The sequence below is a fragment of the Enterococcus sp. AZ084 genome (assembly GCF_051714905.1).
Taxonomy (GTDB): domain Bacteria; phylum Bacillota; class Bacilli; order Lactobacillales; family Enterococcaceae; genus Enterococcus_B; species Enterococcus_B pernyi.
This window is the reverse complement of sequence record NZ_JBIOSS010000001.1, coordinates 597,629-616,790: the sequence shown is the minus strand read 5'-3', so window position 1 is coordinate 616,790 and position 19,162 is coordinate 597,629. Positions and strand designations below refer to the sequence as shown.

The 19,162-nt window shown below is 38.4% G+C and carries 13 protein-coding genes; 1 reads left to right on the top strand and 12 read right to left on the bottom strand.

What is annotated here, in order from left to right; all coding sequences use genetic code 11:
- Positions 1–99 precede the first annotated feature (99 nt).
- The 4 genes from IGI79_RS02895 to IGI79_RS02880 all read right to left on the bottom strand — a co-directional run bounded on the left by IGI79_RS02895 (position 100) and on the right by IGI79_RS02880 (position 7,345).
- Complete coding sequence (locus IGI79_RS02895; RefSeq protein ID WP_438845703.1) at positions 100–4,977, bottom strand: WxL domain-containing protein; 4,878 nt, start codon at positions 4,975–4,977, stop codon at positions 100–102.
- A gap of 13 nt (positions 4,978–4,990) precedes the next feature.
- Complete coding sequence (locus IGI79_RS02890) at positions 4,991–6,076, bottom strand: DUF916 and DUF3324 domain-containing protein (RefSeq protein ID WP_019722364.1); 1,086 nt, start codon at positions 6,074–6,076, stop codon at positions 4,991–4,993.
- Positions 6,077–6,151: 75 nt separating this feature from the next.
- On the bottom strand, positions 6,152–6,955 hold the full coding sequence (locus IGI79_RS02885) for a WxL domain-containing protein (RefSeq protein WP_019722365.1): 804 nt from the start codon (positions 6,953–6,955) through the stop codon (positions 6,152–6,154).
- A gap of 42 nt (positions 6,956–6,997) precedes the next feature.
- Positions 6,998–7,345: a hypothetical protein gene (locus IGI79_RS02880; RefSeq protein ID WP_019722366.1), complete on the bottom strand. Its 348-nt coding sequence runs from the start codon at positions 7,343–7,345 to the stop codon at positions 6,998–7,000.
- A 265-nt stretch (positions 7,346–7,610) separates the two neighbouring features.
- Here IGI79_RS02880 and IGI79_RS02875 point away from each other — a divergent pair, with 265 nt between their 5' ends.
- Positions 7,611–9,128: a helix-turn-helix domain-containing protein gene (locus tag IGI79_RS02875; RefSeq protein ID WP_065096217.1), complete on the top strand. Its 1,518-nt coding sequence runs from the start codon at positions 7,611–7,613 to the stop codon at positions 9,126–9,128.
- A gap of 216 nt (positions 9,129–9,344) precedes the next feature.
- Here the strand turns inward: IGI79_RS02875 and IGI79_RS02870 are convergent, their stop codons facing one another.
- The 8 genes from IGI79_RS02870 to IGI79_RS02835 form a co-directional block, all read right to left on the bottom strand.
- The gene (locus tag IGI79_RS02870; RefSeq protein WP_438845702.1) at positions 9,345–10,508 is read right to left on the bottom strand and encodes a hypothetical protein; all 1,164 of its coding nucleotides are present in this window, start codon (positions 10,506–10,508) and stop codon (positions 9,345–9,347) included.
- A 144-nt stretch (positions 10,509–10,652) separates the two neighbouring features.
- Positions 10,653–11,798 (bottom strand): pectate lyase-like adhesive domain-containing protein, encoded by a 1,146-nt coding sequence (locus IGI79_RS02865; RefSeq protein WP_438845701.1) that lies wholly within the window; start codon positions 11,796–11,798, stop codon positions 10,653–10,655.
- 210 nt (positions 11,799–12,008) lie between these two features.
- Positions 12,009–12,374: a hypothetical protein gene (locus tag IGI79_RS02860; protein ID WP_195273826.1), complete on the bottom strand. Its 366-nt coding sequence runs from the start codon at positions 12,372–12,374 to the stop codon at positions 12,009–12,011.
- 40 nt (positions 12,375–12,414) lie between these two features.
- Positions 12,415–12,972, bottom strand: a complete 558-nt coding sequence (locus tag IGI79_RS02855) for a hypothetical protein (RefSeq protein WP_438845700.1) — start codon at positions 12,970–12,972, stop codon at positions 12,415–12,417.
- A gap of 26 nt (positions 12,973–12,998) precedes the next feature.
- Positions 12,999–13,517: a hypothetical protein gene (locus IGI79_RS02850; protein ID WP_438845699.1), complete on the bottom strand. Its 519-nt coding sequence runs from the start codon at positions 13,515–13,517 to the stop codon at positions 12,999–13,001.
- 32 nt (positions 13,518–13,549) lie between these two features.
- Entirely contained in the window at positions 13,550–16,021 is a 2,472-nt protein-coding gene (locus IGI79_RS02845) for a BspA family leucine-rich repeat surface protein (RefSeq protein ID WP_438845698.1), read from the bottom strand.
- Between the two features lie 267 nt (positions 16,022–16,288).
- The gene (locus tag IGI79_RS02840; RefSeq protein ID WP_065096221.1) at positions 16,289–17,764 is read right to left on the bottom strand and encodes a helix-turn-helix domain-containing protein; all 1,476 of its coding nucleotides are present in this window, start codon (positions 17,762–17,764) and stop codon (positions 16,289–16,291) included.
- A gap of 429 nt (positions 17,765–18,193) precedes the next feature.
- Positions 18,194–18,796, bottom strand: a complete 603-nt coding sequence (locus tag IGI79_RS02835) for a YitT family protein (protein ID WP_065096222.1) — start codon at positions 18,794–18,796, stop codon at positions 18,194–18,196.
- Positions 18,797–19,162 lie beyond the last annotated feature (366 nt).

Below are 19,162 nucleotides of genomic sequence, written 5' to 3'. Positions count from 1 at the left end.
ACATCTAAAAAAGGAATTCAATTGACCTTAATGTACCGATCAATTGAATTCCTTTTTATTTTTTTCATTTCCAGTCAATTTTAATCACCACTGACTGGTTCATTCTCTTCGATTTTTAGGAGTGGCTTGAAACGAGTAATTGATGTGCGTCGTATAGTTTGTTGCTTTTGCATTTGCTGTATTCGGCACATTTAGAAAGATACTGCTCTCTTTATTCGAATCATCCCCAAAATTATAAAACCATGTCTGCTTCTCTATGAATAGATTGGCATCGATCAATTGAATACTATTATTATTAGGAATCAAGATCCCACTCGTGCTGATGATACCTAAATTATCTTCATTGCCGATTTCTCCAGTGCTTGAAATGGCTTGTCCATTTTTCCAACTAAGTTGGGCACCTTTCAATTCACCTGTTTTTTGATTAGAAAATTGTTCTTCTTGTTTGATGAACAAACTCCAGCCACTTATTTCTGATACCGGTCGCTCATCTGTCACCTGAACAAAATTCGGTCTTGAAGTTTCCTGCTCCGTACCGCCTATCTGACTCGGTAATGCATGGTACGTTTGTGTTTTAGTCGTAAGCGGTTGGGTCCCAAAGTCCCAATTACTTGCTTGATCGATCGTTAGCTCTCCATCGACCATACCACCGACAATCAATGTGGTAGCAGGAACAAACGTTGCATCCCGAAATGCTAATGGCGTTTTCGGATTGATGTTTCCTACGTGATTATTCGTCTCTGGTGGATTCATGACACCAGCTTCACTAGCAGAACCTTGGTGATCTCTTAAGAAGACTTGGATGACATCATCTACTGCTAAATTTAACTTCTCAACAGCAATCCTGATATCCCCTTTATCATCTATGGTAATGAGTGTAGGATCGATTGTTTCTCCATTATGAGTCGCCGTAACCTCTACCTCAGGATCGTCGGAATGACCTGAAATAACCCGCGCATTTGCCGGAACTAAATGATTGGAGAAAGTCGCAGGTGAAGGTGGTGTGATAGGAAATACGGTGACATCTTCCACTTCATACACATTTTCAAAATCGCCTTCCATTTCACCTGCTAAAACCTCAACATCTGTTATACGTACAAGATCGCCTGCTTGTAAATATTCGTCAAGTTCGATTTCAAAAACGCCGCCTTGTGGCTCTTCATCATAGATACTAATACCTGGTTTTTCCGCTGTGTGACCATGTGTCAAGGTTTCGTATGTCTGAATCACTGCCCCATCTCTTTTGATTTCCACAGTTACCTTCACTTCATCTTGCCACGCGGGGCGGCTGTCATGGAGACCAACTGGCATACGGATCAACCCGTGGATTTTTTTATCCGCATTTGTCGGTACTCTCAATTCATTCACGATTGCCCAACGTGCATTGTTTGAGCTGAGTCGAGAATAAGAAGTCAAGCCCGCTGAGCCAAATGCTTCAAAATCGAAACGTTCTGCTGGTTCCATTGAAGTGAGCGTAGAAAAGTTAGTGCCAGAGAAAGTATAATCCATATTGTTCGAGTGAAGATACGGATCGGCATCTAAGTCTGTACCATCTTTCCAAACAGCAAAATCACTTGCAGTAGCAGTTAAAGTGGAGCTCGCAATATTACTAAAAATATTCCCGCCACCTACACGATTATTCCGATAGTCCATAAATAGCGGATTATCGAAATTCACAGTAGTTGAACGACCACGAAAAATACCTGCATTTGCGCTTGCCGTACGACCGGAAGCTTCAAAATAACCTAAATTACTCACTCTGATCTCACCATTTCCACCGGCTGTATTTCCACCGGCTACTGTCGCATCACTCATATCCAATGCGGGACCATCATTCGCATAGATTCTTACTTCTGAACCCGGATCATTGACAGAAAACCCATTATTTGATCCAGCAGTATAATGGATTCCTTGGTTTCCACCACCTGTATTCCCATTATGAGCAATACCAGTCCCCTCATTGACTACTAACAATCGCCCCGCATTACTAACAGTCACTTGATTATTACTGCCCCACATCCGGATTGCTGGCGCCATTTGCGCCGCACCCCCTGCGTTACCTTTTCTCTTAGTCACGGTCATATCCCCACCATTGATATTAAATTGATAGCCACCGTGCGTCGTTCCTGTATTATTTGGACCGGAACGTAAGAATCTTAAAGTAGCATTCGCATTATTTGCTTCAAGTTGTCCAGAAGGACCTGAATCTAACTTTAATGTCGCCTTGCTATTTACATTGAACTGTCCATTGATGCCTTGCAAGACTAATGCAGAGGATGAGTTCGCCCAAAGTGTGATATTTGCTGAATCGGATGCTCCTACAATTGGCTCACGTCCAATTTTTTCTGTTTCTTCTTCGCCTAACTTCACAGTGGATACACCATTTACAGTTGTTGCGATATAGTTACTTTTCGCATTGATACTTGTCTCTTTATTCTCTGCGAGGAGTTTGACATAATCACCATTCAATTGTATCGCTGTTGCTGCTTGCGTTTCCGCAGTTAACTTTCCGCCTTGATTAAGTGATAAAACAGCATTCGCACCGTCTAAGCGAATCCCTCTCTTCGTACCCGAGCGGACCAATACATCCACGCTAGCTCCTCGAGTAATTTCCATAGTAGGAGCATTTCCTTTTAAATAGATACTATTATTCGTTATGACGGTGTCAGCAGAATTAGTACTTGGAACTGCGACAGATAGTTGTGATTGGTTGTCAACAACCATTTTTGCTTGATTTCCTTGAAGAGAGACATTAGCAATTGCTCCGCCTTCATTTTCTACACTCATATTACTTTGGTTATCTAGGGTAAATAAACTAGTTTCACCCGTCAGAAGAATAGCTCCACCGGTACTTGTTGATTTCGTTGTCAAGTCACTTCTATCTAAATGGACAGATGGCTCAGCCCCAGATAGTTCCACTGCTCTTCCTGTCACGGTCTGTATGTCAGCCTTAGAATCTGCAAATGTAATACCCGCTTTCTTTCCTTGTAAATATATGCCATTGCCTGTTCCACTGTTGACTGTCAGATTCAGTTGAGCATTTTCTGAAAGAGTCGCTTTTGACTCTTCCCCGTAAAGTCCAATCAAACTATTCGCACCTGCGGTAGATACTAACGCACCTTGCACGTCTAGCGTTGCACCATTTTGCATACGTAACGTAGAATTTTTACCTAATGTGGTGGTGCCGAGTTGATTGATATCCTCGGTTCGGTTCCCTGTATTTGTAATAGCAACAGCACTATTATCAACAGTTAACGTCGCTTCTTGATTCAACAATCGAATACCTGCCCCGGTTGTCGCAGTCATCTTCAAATCACTGTCATTGATCGTCATTGTCGGCGTTATACCAGTCATTGTCAGCCGATTGCCTGTACTAGAGTTGATCGTTACATTACTTGCGTCACTTACTTCAAAAGTTGCATCGTTTCCAGACATGACTAGACTATTTCCTGTAGTCGATTGGATTACTGCCGTTGATTTAGCTATGTTGAATGCGCCATTTGCACCTGTAAGGTTGATGGAATGCGCTGTATTCGATTGACTTTGCCATTGACTACCTGATGCCACATCGATTGTTGGGTTTTCCCCTGTCATGATAATTGCCTGTCCACCTGTAGTTGTCGCATTTAACCTTCCATTTTCCAGCTCAATGCTCGATTGATTCCCTGTCATCGAGAGCGCATTCCTACTTGTAGCGTCTGTCGAAGTAGATGCTGCACCATCCGCTTGTATTTGTAAGTTACCGTTGTTTTTCACAGAAACTGTCGCATTGCTCTCCGTAAAATAGACGGAATTTTGCAAAGCCGTTGTTCCACTATTCGTAATAAACAGTTCTGCTCCGTCTGCGACGGTCAGTTTTGCATTCGCACGCGTAAATGCCAACGCAGAATTTTGAGTATTCCCTAGCTTCACGACTGCCTGATTTTCTACGATAAATTCTTTTGTCGTAAACAACGCGCCTGGTAGATTGATCCTATTATCTATGGTTAACTCACCGCCAGTTATTCGTACCACTGCGCTTGAGATATCAGCTACTCTAAAATAATTGATCGATGAGCGGTCTCTTGAAACATCTTCCATTTGAAGGGTCCAATTTTCACCAGTCGATTGCCCGATAACAAAGGGATTGGTATCTGTTTTATTAAGAAAAGTATTTTCAATTCTTAAAGTTTTGCTCTCAGTAGTCGTCAATAAACGCATTTGTCCGGTGCCAATATTCAAAGTATTCATTTGTCCATTGATTTTCAGCGAGCGAGCAATGTCTAAGTTTTCTGGACTGATAACTGAACCTATATCGATCGAACGTTCTAAATTAATGGTAGAAACCTCTGGATTGGCGAGTGCACTTAAAAATTCTGCACGAGTCGAAACTGGTACCGTTTCTCCTTGAAAGATATTTTCTTCATCCTGTTTCTCTTCCGAGCGATTTCTTTCTTCCTTTTGTTCGTTGTTTTCTGACTTTTCTTCTTCTGAAGAATGATTCGGCTCAGCCTTCGTGATTTCTACTTTAACAGTCGCCGTTTCTCCTACAGTTACTGAATAGGTTCCTGCTTCTGCAAACATCACAGGTACGGTAAATTCCTTTTTCGGAGTTTCTGATGATAAGAGCCACTGGTCGAACGTTTCATCATAACTGCTACTCATCCCTGATGACAATTCATCTTCAATGATCTCAGCAGTTGACGGAAGTTTGATTGCTACGTTGTCCACTTCTTCTGTACTTATAAAAGAAAGGCTAGTTACTGTTTTTTCAGTTCCTTTTATTACCGCTTGCTCAAAAGAAAAAGCGGGTGCCAGTGACTGGGTATCCTTCACTTCAGCTAATTCTGTTGATTGACTATTACTGTTCGGCGTGTTTATAGGTTGACTCCCTTGATCGATTGTCTCCGCAACAGCGAGGAAAGGTATACCCAAAGTATATAGTGCAAAGATTGAAATACTTATTTTAGTCATCATTTTACATACTTTTTGACGCATTGGTCCTCCTCCTCTAGTCATCTGTTTTATTTTCTGAAAGTGTATCCATGTATTTTTCTTGCATTAGTTTTGCTTTTTTCTTATTTTTGTATGTCGTATAGGCGAGTACACTAATAATGATCACGATTAGAACGATTGCTGAAATCAACCACCAGTTGGTATCTTTAACGGAAACATCTGATTGGTTCAAGCGTCTTGCTTCGTCTGCTGTCACATCAAAAGTTTCTTCCCAAGTCCATTCATGTTCGCCAGAGCGAGCCGTCATATTCAGCACATATGTCCCGCTTCTAAAACGTTCGCCATTGAGTGAGATTGGAAAATTAAAATTGGAGTTAGGTGCCATTTGCATCATCTCCTCTGATGCTCGATATAAAATCGTATCAGATCCTTCTCTACGTATCGCGGCTTCCACACTTAGTTCATTCACAAAAGTAGGTAAGAAATTCTGAATCGTCGCACTAAAGGCGTTTCTATAATTTATTTGATCCGCAAATACATCTAAAAGCGCCAATTCTGGAACAATCGTTTGTGTACGATCATTACTCGCTACGACACCAATTACATAAGAAAAAGAATTGATGATCTGCATTCCTTTATCCTCAGAATCCTCTTCCTCTTCTTCTTGTGCCACTTCGCTTAGTTGTAAGCCACCGGCTAATAATCCTTCTACCTCATCCTGAGGCATAGTGAGGGTTGTAACGATCCGTTTTTCCTCTCCTGCTTCTAAACGAATGGGTTCATCTTCGACATCCAGTAAGTCCTTCATTTCCACTTTTAATGTAGGATCGGGTTGGTCAGTTTCTCCGCCATATTCAACCACACCATTGATATTTGTGTAGGCAGTATGAGCTGTGATCGAGAGATCGATCGGGATATTTCTAACATTTTTCACCACTAACGTGAGTTCTTCTGTTTCTCCTGGTTGCAATTCCACATCAAAGTAGCCTTTATCATCCCCAAATTGACTTTCAGGCGTCATTGTGCGAACACTAAAATTTAGTTCACCATTGGCAAATACCTCTTGAGAAAAACCAACAAACCCGATCATTACATAAAGCATAACCAGAAAAGATGCAGTAAACTTGTTCAATAAAGGCATAGTTATCTCCTTTCTAAAAAACAACGATGCTGACTGCATCGTTGTTTTTTATCAACCTTTCAAATCTCTAGCTAGTTAATTGATATTTGCCGGTGTTGCAGACAATGTCCATAATAAATTAGTCGTATATTTGGAATTAGCATCTGTACGTGTTGTGCCAGGTACACTTAATTGTACAGAAGGATTAGCCAATCCTCCATCTACTTCACTGTCTTGCACTAAGTTGGCTTTATCTCCCCACATGGCAGTACTTAGTCCATAGCCTATGTTGCTTCCGGCAGTCATGATCACGCGGCTATTTTCCGGAATCAACGTGAAACCTGAATTTATCGTTGGTAATTCGTCACTTGTATTTTGAGCTGTCCCATTCGCAAACTTGACTTGAGCACCATTTAAGCTTCTTTCCCCATTCGTAAATTGTGCTTCTTGTTTCAATGCCAGGTTCCAACCTGTTAGGTCTTCACGTAAGTCACGTACTTGAGCAAATTGTGCACGTGCAGCTTGTTTTGTCGCTTCATTGACCCATGGGCTATTCATATCAGGATTAGGAAAATCAGTTGATTCTTCATCGATGTCAAACCACCAAGCGGCAGCTGGATAAGATTGATCTAATGCTGAATTTTGACGTGAACCAAAATCATAATCGCCAACGTATGCAATTGCGAAAGCACCATCTTGAGTAGGAGGTACGATGACTTCTTCTGGTCCTGGGTTTGGATCAATTGTTTCACCGTTGTCCTCATCCGCTTCACGATATTGAATCTGTCCATTCGTTTTTAGTGTTCCATCCTGAGCTGTATCGTCTGCATGAACAACCATACTTCCTGTTGCTAGACTTGCTAATAACACTGACATTGATACTAGTTTTAATGCTTTCATTTATTCGTTCTCCCTATTTGTTTTATTTTTTTTACATCTACTTTATAGTGCAACTTGCCTGTTTATTTTCTTATCTCTTCGTTTTAGCCAGGTTCGAATGACCAATAATAGGATCAATAAACCCAATAATCCAAATTGTTGTAACATTTGATTTAATTTTGGTAATTGTCCTTTTACCTTTAACTGCTCATCTTTATCAGAAGGTTGCGTCTGCTCTTCAGAAGGTGGTTGTGGTTTAGGGTCCCCTTCATAATCGATTTCTCCGTAAAACCCTACATTCTTATTCGTTTCTACAGAGGAGCCTTCTGCCGCAAAGAATTGAACTGGTTGATGAAGCATCCCAAGAAACAATAAAATGGTCCATAACAAATACCAAGGCTTCTTTTTCACATTTATTTCATTCCTCCTATTCTATGTAACTACATTTATTTTCTTCTAAATAACATTTTTATGACTCAAGTTTGTTTTTTAGAAGAGTACATTATATACTTTAAACAACACACGTATTCTTTCGCAATTAGCGTTTTTCACCATACTCTGAAATTATTACTATTTACTAATTATACTTAATAGATATAATTTACTTAAAATTAGCTACACCTAAAACAAAGAATCAACTACCCTAAACTAAACTGATCTACGAGAGGTGGGTACATTGAAAACATTCCAACTGAATTTCATTACCAATAAACCCCTGATACGATGGCTTCAAATCCTCAATGAATTTGAAAAGAATGCTTGTTGCAACGCGAATGACTTAGCAATACTTACTGAGAGCACTTCTAGAACAATTGGTAAAGATATCTGTCAGATCCGAGATTATTTTGAAGATTCGATCACAATTGAATCTACCCATCAGGGGTATGTATTCAAACAACTAAAATTAGTTACTTACGAAGAGAAAAAAACTGCTTTACTTGAGAACGAGCCACTTTTTTTAATTCTTGAGAAAATTTTTTTTGCTGAATTATATACCCTTGACGATTGGTCCGATCAGTTACATCTCTCTAAAACGACCCTCTTGAAATACCTCAAAAAAATCCAAGCACAGTTAGTTCATTTTGATTTGGATATCACGCATGATCCCGTAAATATCATTGGTCAAGAAGCAGATATACGACATTTTTTTTGCACGTTCTTTTATGAATCTGAAATCACTCCGCACACCATCTTCCCTTCTGTTTCCGCTCAGCAAGCGGTGAATGAAATCAGTTGTCTGTATAAGAATGACTTCTATCGAAACACCTCATTTTTCTTATACACTTACTTACTTTATATCTCGGTTGAGCGATTCATGCAGGGAAATACTGTGAACGTAAATAACCACTTACGCTGTGTCCTGACTGATCGGCTGCAACAAGTACATGCCGAAAAAATAAATGACGTAATTGAAAAATATTACGGCATCCGTTTGCCTGAAGATGAACTGATTTTCTTATTCTGTAGCATTATTACACAGAGAAAAATGAGTGATATCATTGTTGAAAAACAATTTTGTTCAACATACAATCAGTGGCCAGAAAGCAAACGACTTGCAAAAGAGTTTCTAGAGATATTAGACTGTAGCGATGAAAATAAGCTCGTCAATCTGATCTTTTTAGAATCTTTTTTTACAACCGCGAAACTGAAAGAATATTTGTGCATTTCTGCTAATCGAAATACGCAAGATATCAATCGATTTATTCAAAAAATCTTCCCGAATGAGTGTCGTAAGTACCAATATTTTCTAGAAAACAGCTCGGCTTATCATTCGCTATACTCTCATGACTTTTTAGTAGATTTCGCTTCTAGCCTAGTGATCTACGTTGAAACCATTCGAGAACGCTACTGGAAAAACAAAAAAAATATTGCCTTTCTTTTTGAAGGCAATAATCATGTCATACAGTTCATTGAAGCCATATCGAATAAATATTTTATGGAATATCAATATGTGTTCTATCCAAACGCTAGTGAAGTAAACAAGAACTATCTTCTTAAAAACAAGATTGATTTTTTGATCACTAATCATCCTGAACATGTAGAAGAATTCCAAGAAGTAACAGAATGTATTCTTTTTCGGTCTATTCCTTCTGCTTCTGATTGGAATCGCTTACTCGAAAAAATCAATCCGAAAATCATCAATCAATATTTTTTAGCTGATAAAACGAGCTTTCCCTCATCCATATACGAATGATAAATCCACCATACTCCAATGGCCTTTCGAATGGGTCTTTGCTAAGCAGATTTTAACTATGTCTACGATTACTCCTAACCCTGGCTTACGATTATTTTATCAGCACCTGTATCATGAAATGCTTGTTGTTTAGATTTGCAAATATGTATCGATTTTTAAGACAAAAAAACTCCCTCAAATTGAAATAATCTTTGAGGGAGTAAAAACGTGATAACGTTAGTCGTTCATTGATTCAGTTGAGGGAAATGTATCTGGGTACAGCTGACTAGCACTTCCAGCAGTATACTCTCGATAACCATTGAACCCTAAGAAATTCTGTGTAAAGCTATTGATGTTCGAAGAAACCACTTGACTCCCATTTGCACCACTTAACTGTGTTTGTAGATGAGCTGTCCAAGCATGAGTCGGTGTTGGTCCAAAATTATTATTCGCCCAGAAAGCATTTCGAACGGCATTGATCTGGATATTTGTTCCTAACGTATGGATCAATGGACTAGAATAAGCGGCAGAACCCGTTTGTCTTAAATGGATTTGGTAAGGATTATCAATTGTTAAATGTCCAGATCCAAGGACTTTTACTACCGGCTCGCCACCAGTATGATCTGCTTTAAATGTTGAGAATTCCCCCACATACATCCGACCATTTGTTGAAATTTGTACAGGTGATAAAATATTCGAATTGACAGTCAAACTACCGTTGTTGATCACATTCAATTGATTCGCCACGATGGCTTCATTCATGATCACTTGGGAGCCAGAGTCGATTTGCACTAGACCATCTGTTCGGATAAATGGTTGTTGTCTCTGTCTTGTTTGTTCATTCCCAACAACCAACGTATTCCCAGAAAAACTTACTGTTGAACCAGAAACACCTTGTACAAATGGTTGTCTGACTTGGTTTCCGTTTGTAACAATTGGTCGATTCGAGTTAGAGTGAAAATGAACATGTCCACCAAACCCTACATGTAGAGAATGATTATTATTCATATTGATAGTCGAATTATTGAGGAAATTGATCGTCACCGCTCGATTCACTGTGTTTAGACTAGTTAAAGCGCTATTGAAACTTGAGGTGACATTGATCACTGATACATTTGAATCATTGATAGCACTTCTAAATCCAGACCATGTTCTTACGGATGCAGATTTGCGATTTTGACTATCTACAAAAAATTCCACATCCTCATCATTTGTAAATGTTTCCCCATACATTGATAACGTTTCTCCATCTTTCAGAAGAACACCACCAGCAATTTCGCCTTCTGTCGATGATTGTGCTTCTGGTACGATTTCACTTGCAGCGACATTCGTTACTGAAATTGGGCCAGCAAGGAGCATACCACTTAATAATAAGGTACTCATCAGAGTCATTCGTTTCATTTTCTTTCCTCCATTCATTTGATAATTTAAGATTAACGAAGAACTCATATTGAATCAAAAGTGTTTTTTCGTGACTATACGAAATTTTTTAATTGATTCTTTCCAGGTTCTTCAAAAGCTGTTGTGATTTCTATTTCAATCATGTTACTCCGGGAATGTATCAGGAAATAATGGCATCTCCATTCCAGCAGTGTATTCTCGATAAGAACCAAATCCTAAAAAATGTTTTTCAAAACTAACTGAATTAGAACGAAGAACTTGTGAACCATGGGAGCCACCAAGTCGTGTCTGTAATTGACTATTCCAAACATGAGTGGGACAAAAACTCATATTATAATTTTCCCAAAAGGCATTTCTTACGGCATTGATTTGCATAAGTACGGCAGAAGAATCGATCAATGGAGCGACAAGCCCGCCGAAGCCAGTCTGTTTTAAATGTATACTGTACGGATTATCAAAAAAAATCTCCCCGCCAGTCATTTTGATCACTGAATGACTCCCCCCATGCGTCACTTTTAACGAAGAAAATTCACCGACTCTAATCGTCCCATTGATCCCCATTTTTATGGGGGTGATTTCATGTGCGCGTAATTCTAAACGACCATAGTTGATCACAAATAAATCATTCGCTTCGATTGCTTCATGTATCCTTACATTGGAGCCAGACGGAACCTCGATCAATCCTTCTGTTCGAATAAAGGGTTGCTCTCTCAGTTCAGTTGAACCATCTCCGATGATCACCTCACCTTCTAGACGAATCGTACTCCCATAAGAACTTTGGATAAATGGTTGCTTTAATTGATTTTGACTAACAAATATAGGCGACTTGGCGTTCGCTTTGATTTCTAAAGTAGAATGCTTTGCCAGCTTGAGTGCATGATTATTTTCCAAATCTATACGAGCAGCATTGATAAAATTGATCGTCAATGGGCGATCAATCGTATCCAACGAATGAAAGGTCGTATTGAAGCTAGCTGACACATTGATAGCGCTGACATTTTGATCGTTGATGGCATTTCGAAATTGGTACCACGTTCTTACCTCCACTGTTTTACGATTTTCCTTGTTTACGACATAGTACGCCCCATCTTCACTGATAAAATGATGGACGTTATCGGCTAATGATTCACCATCTTCCAGCAAAATCCCATTGACCGATTCTTTCACTCCGATTCCAAGATTTGTTTGGAAATCATGCATTGTCGCTTCACTTGTTGTTGAACGTACAAAGAGTAAGCCTATTATTCCTCCTAAAAAAAATACCAAATTGAGCTGCATAATTTTTTTCATATCTAACACGCCTTCCTTTTATAAAGCGATCATACCTGAAAGCAAAATGGAATATCAAAAATGTTTTTTCTGCAAAGCAAGAATTTTTCTGTTTTTACAACTAGAAGTTGTGCTCATTCGGCATATACATCCACCATGAAACGAACAAACCAACAAGCCCCTTTCAATGACGGAGGCCTATTGGTTTGTTTCTTCTTTATTATTTTGTTTTTAGTAACTATTCTTTTTCGGACGTTTGTTACCTGAGCAATGATTCTTTCTAGTCGAAATAACAAGCCAGGCGGTAACGATTAAATAGCCTAGCCACAAGAAACGCTGACCGCTCAAAGCGTTTGTTTTTGGTAGCTTCCCTTGTTTTAGTTCGGAAATATCAGCGACAAGGGTGTGCTTCTTGTCCTCGTTTCCATGTGATCCATTGATCGTTACACTTTTTTCTGTGCTAGTGTCTTCTCCAATTCGTCCAGTGACAGTGATTTGTCCCGTTGTCGTATCTGCACCAACTACCTCAGTAAGCAATCCATTAGCGATAATAAAGAATAGTCCCGTGATATAGAACAACTTCATTCTTCTTTGCATACGATTGATCCCTTCTTTTTGGGATTTAAGTGATTCTTTTTTACGCTACATTAGGAGAGAAACTCAAAACTAATTTAAATGTTGGGTTTAACTCTGCTGAGGCATTGACCGGCGTGACTTTACCAGTGAAAGTAAATTTTCCTTCATTCGTCCCTTGATTTCCTTGCAGTCTGAAAAGTTCAGCTACCGTTTCTGTTGGCTTGCCATCTTCAAACAAATCAATCGTATTCACTTTCAATGAGTCTACTTCAGCCATATTCGTTGGTGTATCTACGCCAGAAACGGAAGCAATCACGCCAACAGCAGAATTATTCGTAATCGTGTGTTCAGGTGACGTAATTGTGGTATGATTTGAGGCTTTTGTTGTGTAAAATAAGGCGGTTGTTGGAATCGTCACATTGATCCATTGATCCAAATCCTCAGGATTTGGTCCAGGTGTCGTATTATCGAATTCACCGATGATCCCCCGTACAAGAACGTCTCCTGACGTCTCTCCTTCACGCCCGTCAATCACTTGCTCCGCTCTAGCGATTGTCCCAGTTGCCATGATCCCTGCGATTGTTGTTGTACTTAGAAGTGCTGCTACTATTTTTTTCATCTAAATTCCCTCATTTTCTTTTTATTTTAGTTATTAACAATAATCATTACTTCCGCTTCAGTGACCCCTTGTTTTTCTTTCGTTTCAGGATCATAAATATTAACGGTGGCTCTAGCAGGATACTCTCCTTTAGCTAGTTGTTTTTCCAATTTTACATTTTCTACGAATTGGTTCGGATAGATGGCACCAGAAGAATAAATCAGCTCGTCACTAGATATTAAAGAAATATCTACTGCAATCGGATAAACATTCGTCCCAGGATTGACGATCTCGATCGATCCTTCACTCTGTCCGTTTTCAAAGACGGCTTCTGGATTGATTTGTAATGTAAAATAATTGGCATCAGCTACTTCTTGCGCTCGTTCCGCCAATTGTTGATCAGAGGCATCGCCGACTGCTGGTAAAAGATCTGCACTGACCAATGGAACGTGATCTTTTGGTTGATTGAAATAATAGACGAGACCACCGGTAATCAACGAAAATAGCAAAAACCACATGAGCCATTTACGCTTATTTTTATTTTGTGCTTGGTTCGTTTCCTCCAATGGATTCCCCTCCTTGTTAACTATTTTTTTCTTTAAATTCGTGGGACGAATCGTAACACGATTCGGTAACTAGGTACAAGTGTGTTCTCGTAATAGCCCCCTTGCTCAAGTTCATGATGATCAACCCACCGTGGATAATCCCCATAAAATTCTCCCGATAAGGAAAGGGGTGTACGATCTCCTTCTGATAAACGAATCAGATGTTGCTCTGGCATCGTTGCGTATAACTGTTTTTTGACCTCTGGAGTTTGAATATTCAAGCGCAACAATGGCTTCGTAATATCCTCGTAACTAGGATCCTCCACATTACTTTCTACATAATCAAGTGGATCTTCCCCTTCTTTCAAAAGAACGATTCCAGCAGAATCATCAATAGCAACTTGGTTGATATACGTATCGACAGCTACCGAAGATTGGTTGTGGATCTCATAGGTTTGGCTTTCAAACTGGCGGTTCGATTCTTCTTCGTCATACAATGATTCAAAGATCATTTTGACAGGGATCGTTACCCGCAAATGTTCAACTTTTGTGGTCAGATCGATACCGATCGTCATCTGATACGCTTTATTTCCAACTTCAAGAATAGCGTAATAACTTCCGTCTTCTTCACTATCTAACGAAAGATCGGTCTCAATGATGCGAAAATCATTGGTCATGTCTTCTTCAGATAAGATGTTTCTTGCTTGCGCACGACTTTCTTGGAGAATGAGCGCATGTAATCCTTCGACTGTCTCTAACTCATTGATCTTTGAACGATCTAACGTAAAGTTATTGCTCCGATAATCAATCCCTTTGATGACTATTTGCTCTTCTGTCACATCCCCAGTTGTATCCCCAGAAGGCTTTGACAGTTTGATTTCGACCTTTGACCCCGTTTCGAGCCGTTCATTTTCTGCTAAGTTGATTTGGAAGGAACGAACTTTCTGTTGGTTATCTTGATAGTCTCCCCAGACAATACGAGGAGAATCTTTTTCAAGAACAATCGTATTTCCTTCTGTGTTTTTATAGGTAATCGTCAAATGATCCACCAATTCTGTGGCATGACCGTGAATCGCTACAGATTGGTCACTCACAGGGTCCAGTTTGGCAATGAGTTGTTCAGGCGGAACTGGCTCCCAGATGTAAGTACCTGGATAAGTGCCATCATAGTTATTCATAAACTCGGTTGAGTTTTCAAACGCGATAACCCCCGTTTCGCTCGTTAAACTTTCTTCTAAAACCCACCGTCCTGTATATTGATCAGTTATTTCAATCTGTGGCAAATTTGTCGAACCAACTGATGACGCGGTTAGGAAAACCGTTTTTTCTCCCAGAACGATTGTCTTTAAAGGTGTATTATTAAACATAGCTACAACAAAAATGCTTCTTGCTATATCCCAATTACTGATATCTAATTTTGTTAAAGACGTTGCACCACTGAACATATACACAGTAGAAACTAAAGCGGAGGTATTCCAATTACCTAAATCTAGTTCTGTGATTGAGCTTGCCAATTGGAACATGCCACCCATATCTGTGACATTTGACGTATCCCAATTACGTAAATCTAATTCTCTTAGATTTGATGTACCGGAAAACATCATCTGCATGTTTTCGACATTTGAAACATCCATTCTATCAATATTCTCGATTATTTCCAGATTTCGCAAGTCTATAAACAGAGCCCGTGAATTTTTCGGTAATATCACTTGATCTTCCACGATGATTTGCTTAACTGAAGAATGGGTTTTCCAAGGTGCATCTGCTACTGCGCCAGCTTCTCCACTATATAATCTGATTGTTTCAGTTCCTTCCTCATACGACCAAGGAACCGTTCCCCATAGATTCTGTTCAGGCTCGTAGGTATAGACAACCGTTTGTTCTTCTACTCTAAAAGTTCCAGAGGCATTTTCGGGAGTCTTACTCAATTGCCAACCACTAATGCTTAACGCTTCGGTTGTGTAGGTTTGATCAACTAATCCAGTCAGCACGCTAGAATCAGCTAATTGATTCCCTTCCTCATCTTCATGCTTTACAGTAACATTTCCACCTTGAACTGGTTCAAAGACTGCACGAATCACAGAGTTTCCAGCTCCATTTTGGCTTACAGCAAGTTCCTGGCTAGTTGGATGAAATATAACTATTGGACCTGAAGCGACTTCCCAGCGTAAAAATCGGTAACCGGGATTGGGAAATGCATTCATATTCCCCAGGCTCTCTCCGACACGGAGCCATACCACATTCGATCCTGACGAATCAGTTCGTCTAGGATTACCACCAGCTGGTGGACTTGCAACTAATTCTAAACGATACTCAGTCGTACGATTACTTCCCTCTTTACTATTTTCTAATTCTTCTGATTCTTCTGTCTTTTCTGGATATTCCGAAATCGCTGTTACTTCATGATTATCAGAAGAGCTTGACTGATTATCCGCATAAGTAAGTTGAAACGGGAGATGGTGCAAAAGCAAAACCATAATCAATAATAACTTTCCAACGATTCGGCTAATTGTATTTATGTTCATACCACTCCTCCTAGTATTTGACCTACTGCATTATTCTTATTAGAAACTTATAGCGAGCAACGTTTAGACATTCTTTTTATCAACTGTCATTTCTTGTGGGCTCGAAGATAACTCTTTTCCCAAAAATTCTGTAAGTCAATTTGCATGTTTATTACTTCACTAAGATTACATTGATTTTTTAATGAAATAAAATCATCTATTTCATTAACGTCTGAAATAAATGAAAAAAAACAGTCGCTATTTTTATTAGCAACTGTAAGAAAAACATTAATTATAGGTTTTACGATAAGGATTTATTTTTCTTTCTAGTCGTTGCCAATCATGATCATCTGGAACAGCTTTCAACAAGAGAAAATCGCTCTCAATGATGTAATCTAAAAGATAGCGATTGTAGTTTGTCACGATCAAATCAATATGTGCGGCGTTCAATACTTCTTCTGCTAGATAATAAAGCGGTAAAAAAACTAATGTATGTTTACTCCCAAATTGTTGACGTACACGAGTTATAATTTGTTGACAAACAAAATGATCCCCTTCCAGAAGAAAGTAAATTGTTTTACTTGGTAAATAAAAATCGAAAATTAAATTACTATAAATCGTTAAACTCACACTTATATCTTCCATGTATTTTGAAGAAATAGAGTAGTTTTTCCTTTCTTTTTTTAAAAAACCTAAATTCCGCTGATAATTCTCATTATCTGAGCGTATAACTGCTTTTTTTATCTCTATCGCCTCTTTATTTAATACAGGTGATAACAAATCATTTATTTTTCTAGAGAGAAAAAACGAACGTAAGAATGTTGTGATTTTTTGATCAATATTTTGGGGGAAATCAAATTCCTTTAGATATCGATTCGTGAGTTGAGAAATTTCTGTGCCTTCATGAAAATCTTGATAAAACTTTTTCTCTGATTCTTCATGGTCTAGGGTACGTTTACAGATAGTGACTAAATAAATCCAAGCGAATTCTTCTTTTGATAATTCGACCTTATAAAGTTTCTTGATGTCCTCTTTCAAAGAATGAAGGAGAGAGAAATTCTTTGCTTTGTATGCTAATTTCGCCAATTTTCTAGGAATCTCTATAGAAAAACCCAGTCCTGCACGTTTGATTGCGATAAAAAAAGTATAATAAAAGGCTGCCGGCGTAGTTCCAGATCCAACCTCATCTTGGCCCAATTTATTGCTTAATTTTTTTAAAACCAATTCATGTAATTCAATATCAGGAACAAGCGTATAGGGCGTTTCTACTCCTTCATAATAAAAATCTTTGAAGAATTTTCGCAAATTAGCTTCTCTTCCTTCAATCGACACAGGATTAGATACCCACTCTAGTCCATAACTCTCTAAAACTGTGGTTGATCGATTCAATAATCGCCGAAAGGTACTCTCTGAAAAATGATAGAAATGTGCAAGTTCATCGATATTTGACAATTCCCCTAAAAAAATATTGCCGATAATTTCAAATAAACATTCATTTTCTAATAATTGTTGTTTTTTTTCTTGGTATATCGAAGGTTTTTTTTCTTCAAAAAGGATTCCACTATTGCCTGACTCTAAACTGATACAATCATCAAAATAGTCTTTGATGTACTTGATATCATTGGCAATCGTTCGTTGTGTCACTTGGATTTTTTCGGCCACTTCTCCAATCGTAAACAAACGTCTTCGTTCAATCATACTCAATATTCGAAACAAACGGCTCGTCGTCCGATTACTGATAAATGCCAATTGTAGATCTTTCAAGTTTTCCACCTCATTTTTAAATGAACGCTTTTCTTTATACTTAAATATAAATAACATAAGCAAGCGGAATGATAAACTATATTGTTTTGTTACTAAATGGAACTAGACATGAAAAAGTAGCAAGATTTGCTCTTTTTACTCTTATAGCACATGATTTTTTTTATCATCCGATTATTCTGATAGTTTAAATTTTTTGTTAGAATTTCAACTGTAAGCATCCATTGTAAATGAGTCCGGTGAATTATTCTCTATTTAAGAGTTAGAAACGACTGATGTTTGCCATCACAACTATTCACGGGAAAAAAATCAATCATAATTGTTATCTAGCTATTAGGGTAAAAGGATTGATTTTTTATTTAACGTAATTAGGCAGAAGTCGCCCATCCTCTCTAGCTGGATGATGACTGCCGTTCGGAATGAGGGGTGCCGTTAGCAACTCGAAAACCAACAGTTTTTCACAGTTTTGTTGGATAGCTTCGAGAATAGGTTCATCGTTAGAAAAACTAGAATATTTGAAGTCAAGGCAAGTAAAAATTGATCAAAACCAAAAATACTCCAATTTAGCAGTATGACTATACCATCTATGAAAAACAAGCCTGTAGAGAGTTTTATATTGAAATATTTTTTTAAAATTATCGGTGGAATTGACGTTCCTCCACTAGAAGAATTTTGTGAATAAACAATGGACATACCTACAGAAAAAATTAGACTCCCCAAAACGATCGATAAAATTTTATTTTCAGTAAACATTATTTTAGGTACATAAGTTAACAATAACGGTAGAACTAAGCTACCATATAAAACTTTCATAAATACTTGTTTACCTAAATAAATGATTGCTAATAGCAACATAACTGAATTTAATGCTAGCACGACGAGTGAACGATCTACTCGAACAAGGTATTCGAGTAATATTCCTAGACCACTCGTTCCTCCAGCAGCAATATAATGCGGACCAAAAAACATATTGATACTAATTGATAGTATCAACAGCCCCAAAGTAATCGTTAAATATTTGAATAGATTTTTCATATGCGCCTCCTAATATTTTTAATGCAAGAACACAAAAAGGGATTAGATAAGAATATTCTTATCTAATCCCTTTGGATCCTCCGAAACTTTAATTAAGTTAACACATCTATTCTAAAAAGTAAACCTGTTAATTTTATTTTTTAATTTTGACTCACAGAATTACACCGCTATAAACAATTGAAACTAGTATCCGGCAGAACTCCTTTCACTAATTGGCTTTCGTGGCTCTGTGCATGATCTAGACAAACTAAAGAGGTATCTCTCAAAAAAAATTTCAGGTTTCACTGCTTATTGTTTATAGTTGCATCTTTCTGTCTTCTTCTGATTTTTCAGTTAGTTGCTCGTTCGTCTGACTCACATTCCATC

What these genes read in the sequence shown, in the direction of transcription:
- IGI79_RS02895 (WP_438845703.1), bottom strand. Translation starts at nt 4,977, where the DNA reads ATGCGTCAAAAAGTATGTAAAATGATGACTAAAATAAGTATTTCAATC.
- IGI79_RS02890 (WP_019722364.1), bottom strand. Translation starts at nt 6,076, where the DNA reads ATGCCTTTATTGAACAAGTTTACTGCATCTTTTCTGGTTATGCTTTAT.
- IGI79_RS02885 (WP_019722365.1), bottom strand. Translation starts at nt 6,955, where the DNA reads ATGAAAGCATTAAAACTAGTATCAATGTCAGTGTTATTAGCAAGTCTA.
- IGI79_RS02870 (WP_438845702.1), bottom strand. Translation starts at nt 10,508, where the DNA reads ATGAAACGAATGACTCTGATGAGTACCTTATTATTAAGTGGTATGCTC.
- IGI79_RS02865 (WP_438845701.1), bottom strand. Translation starts at nt 11,798, where the DNA reads ATGAAAAAAATTATGCAGCTCAATTTGGTATTTTTTTTAGGAGGAATA.
- IGI79_RS02860 (WP_195273826.1), bottom strand. Translation starts at nt 12,374, where the DNA reads ATGCAAAGAAGAATGAAGTTGTTCTATATCACGGGACTATTCTTTATT.
- IGI79_RS02855 (WP_438845700.1), bottom strand. Translation starts at nt 12,972, where the DNA reads ATGAAAAAAATAGTAGCAGCACTTCTAAGTACAACAACAATCGCAGGG.
- IGI79_RS02845 (WP_438845698.1), bottom strand. Translation starts at nt 16,021, where the DNA reads ATGAACATAAATACAATTAGCCGAATCGTTGGAAAGTTATTATTGATT.
- IGI79_RS02835 (WP_065096222.1), bottom strand. Translation starts at nt 18,796, where the DNA reads ATGAAAAATCTATTCAAATATTTAACGATTACTTTGGGGCTGTTGATA.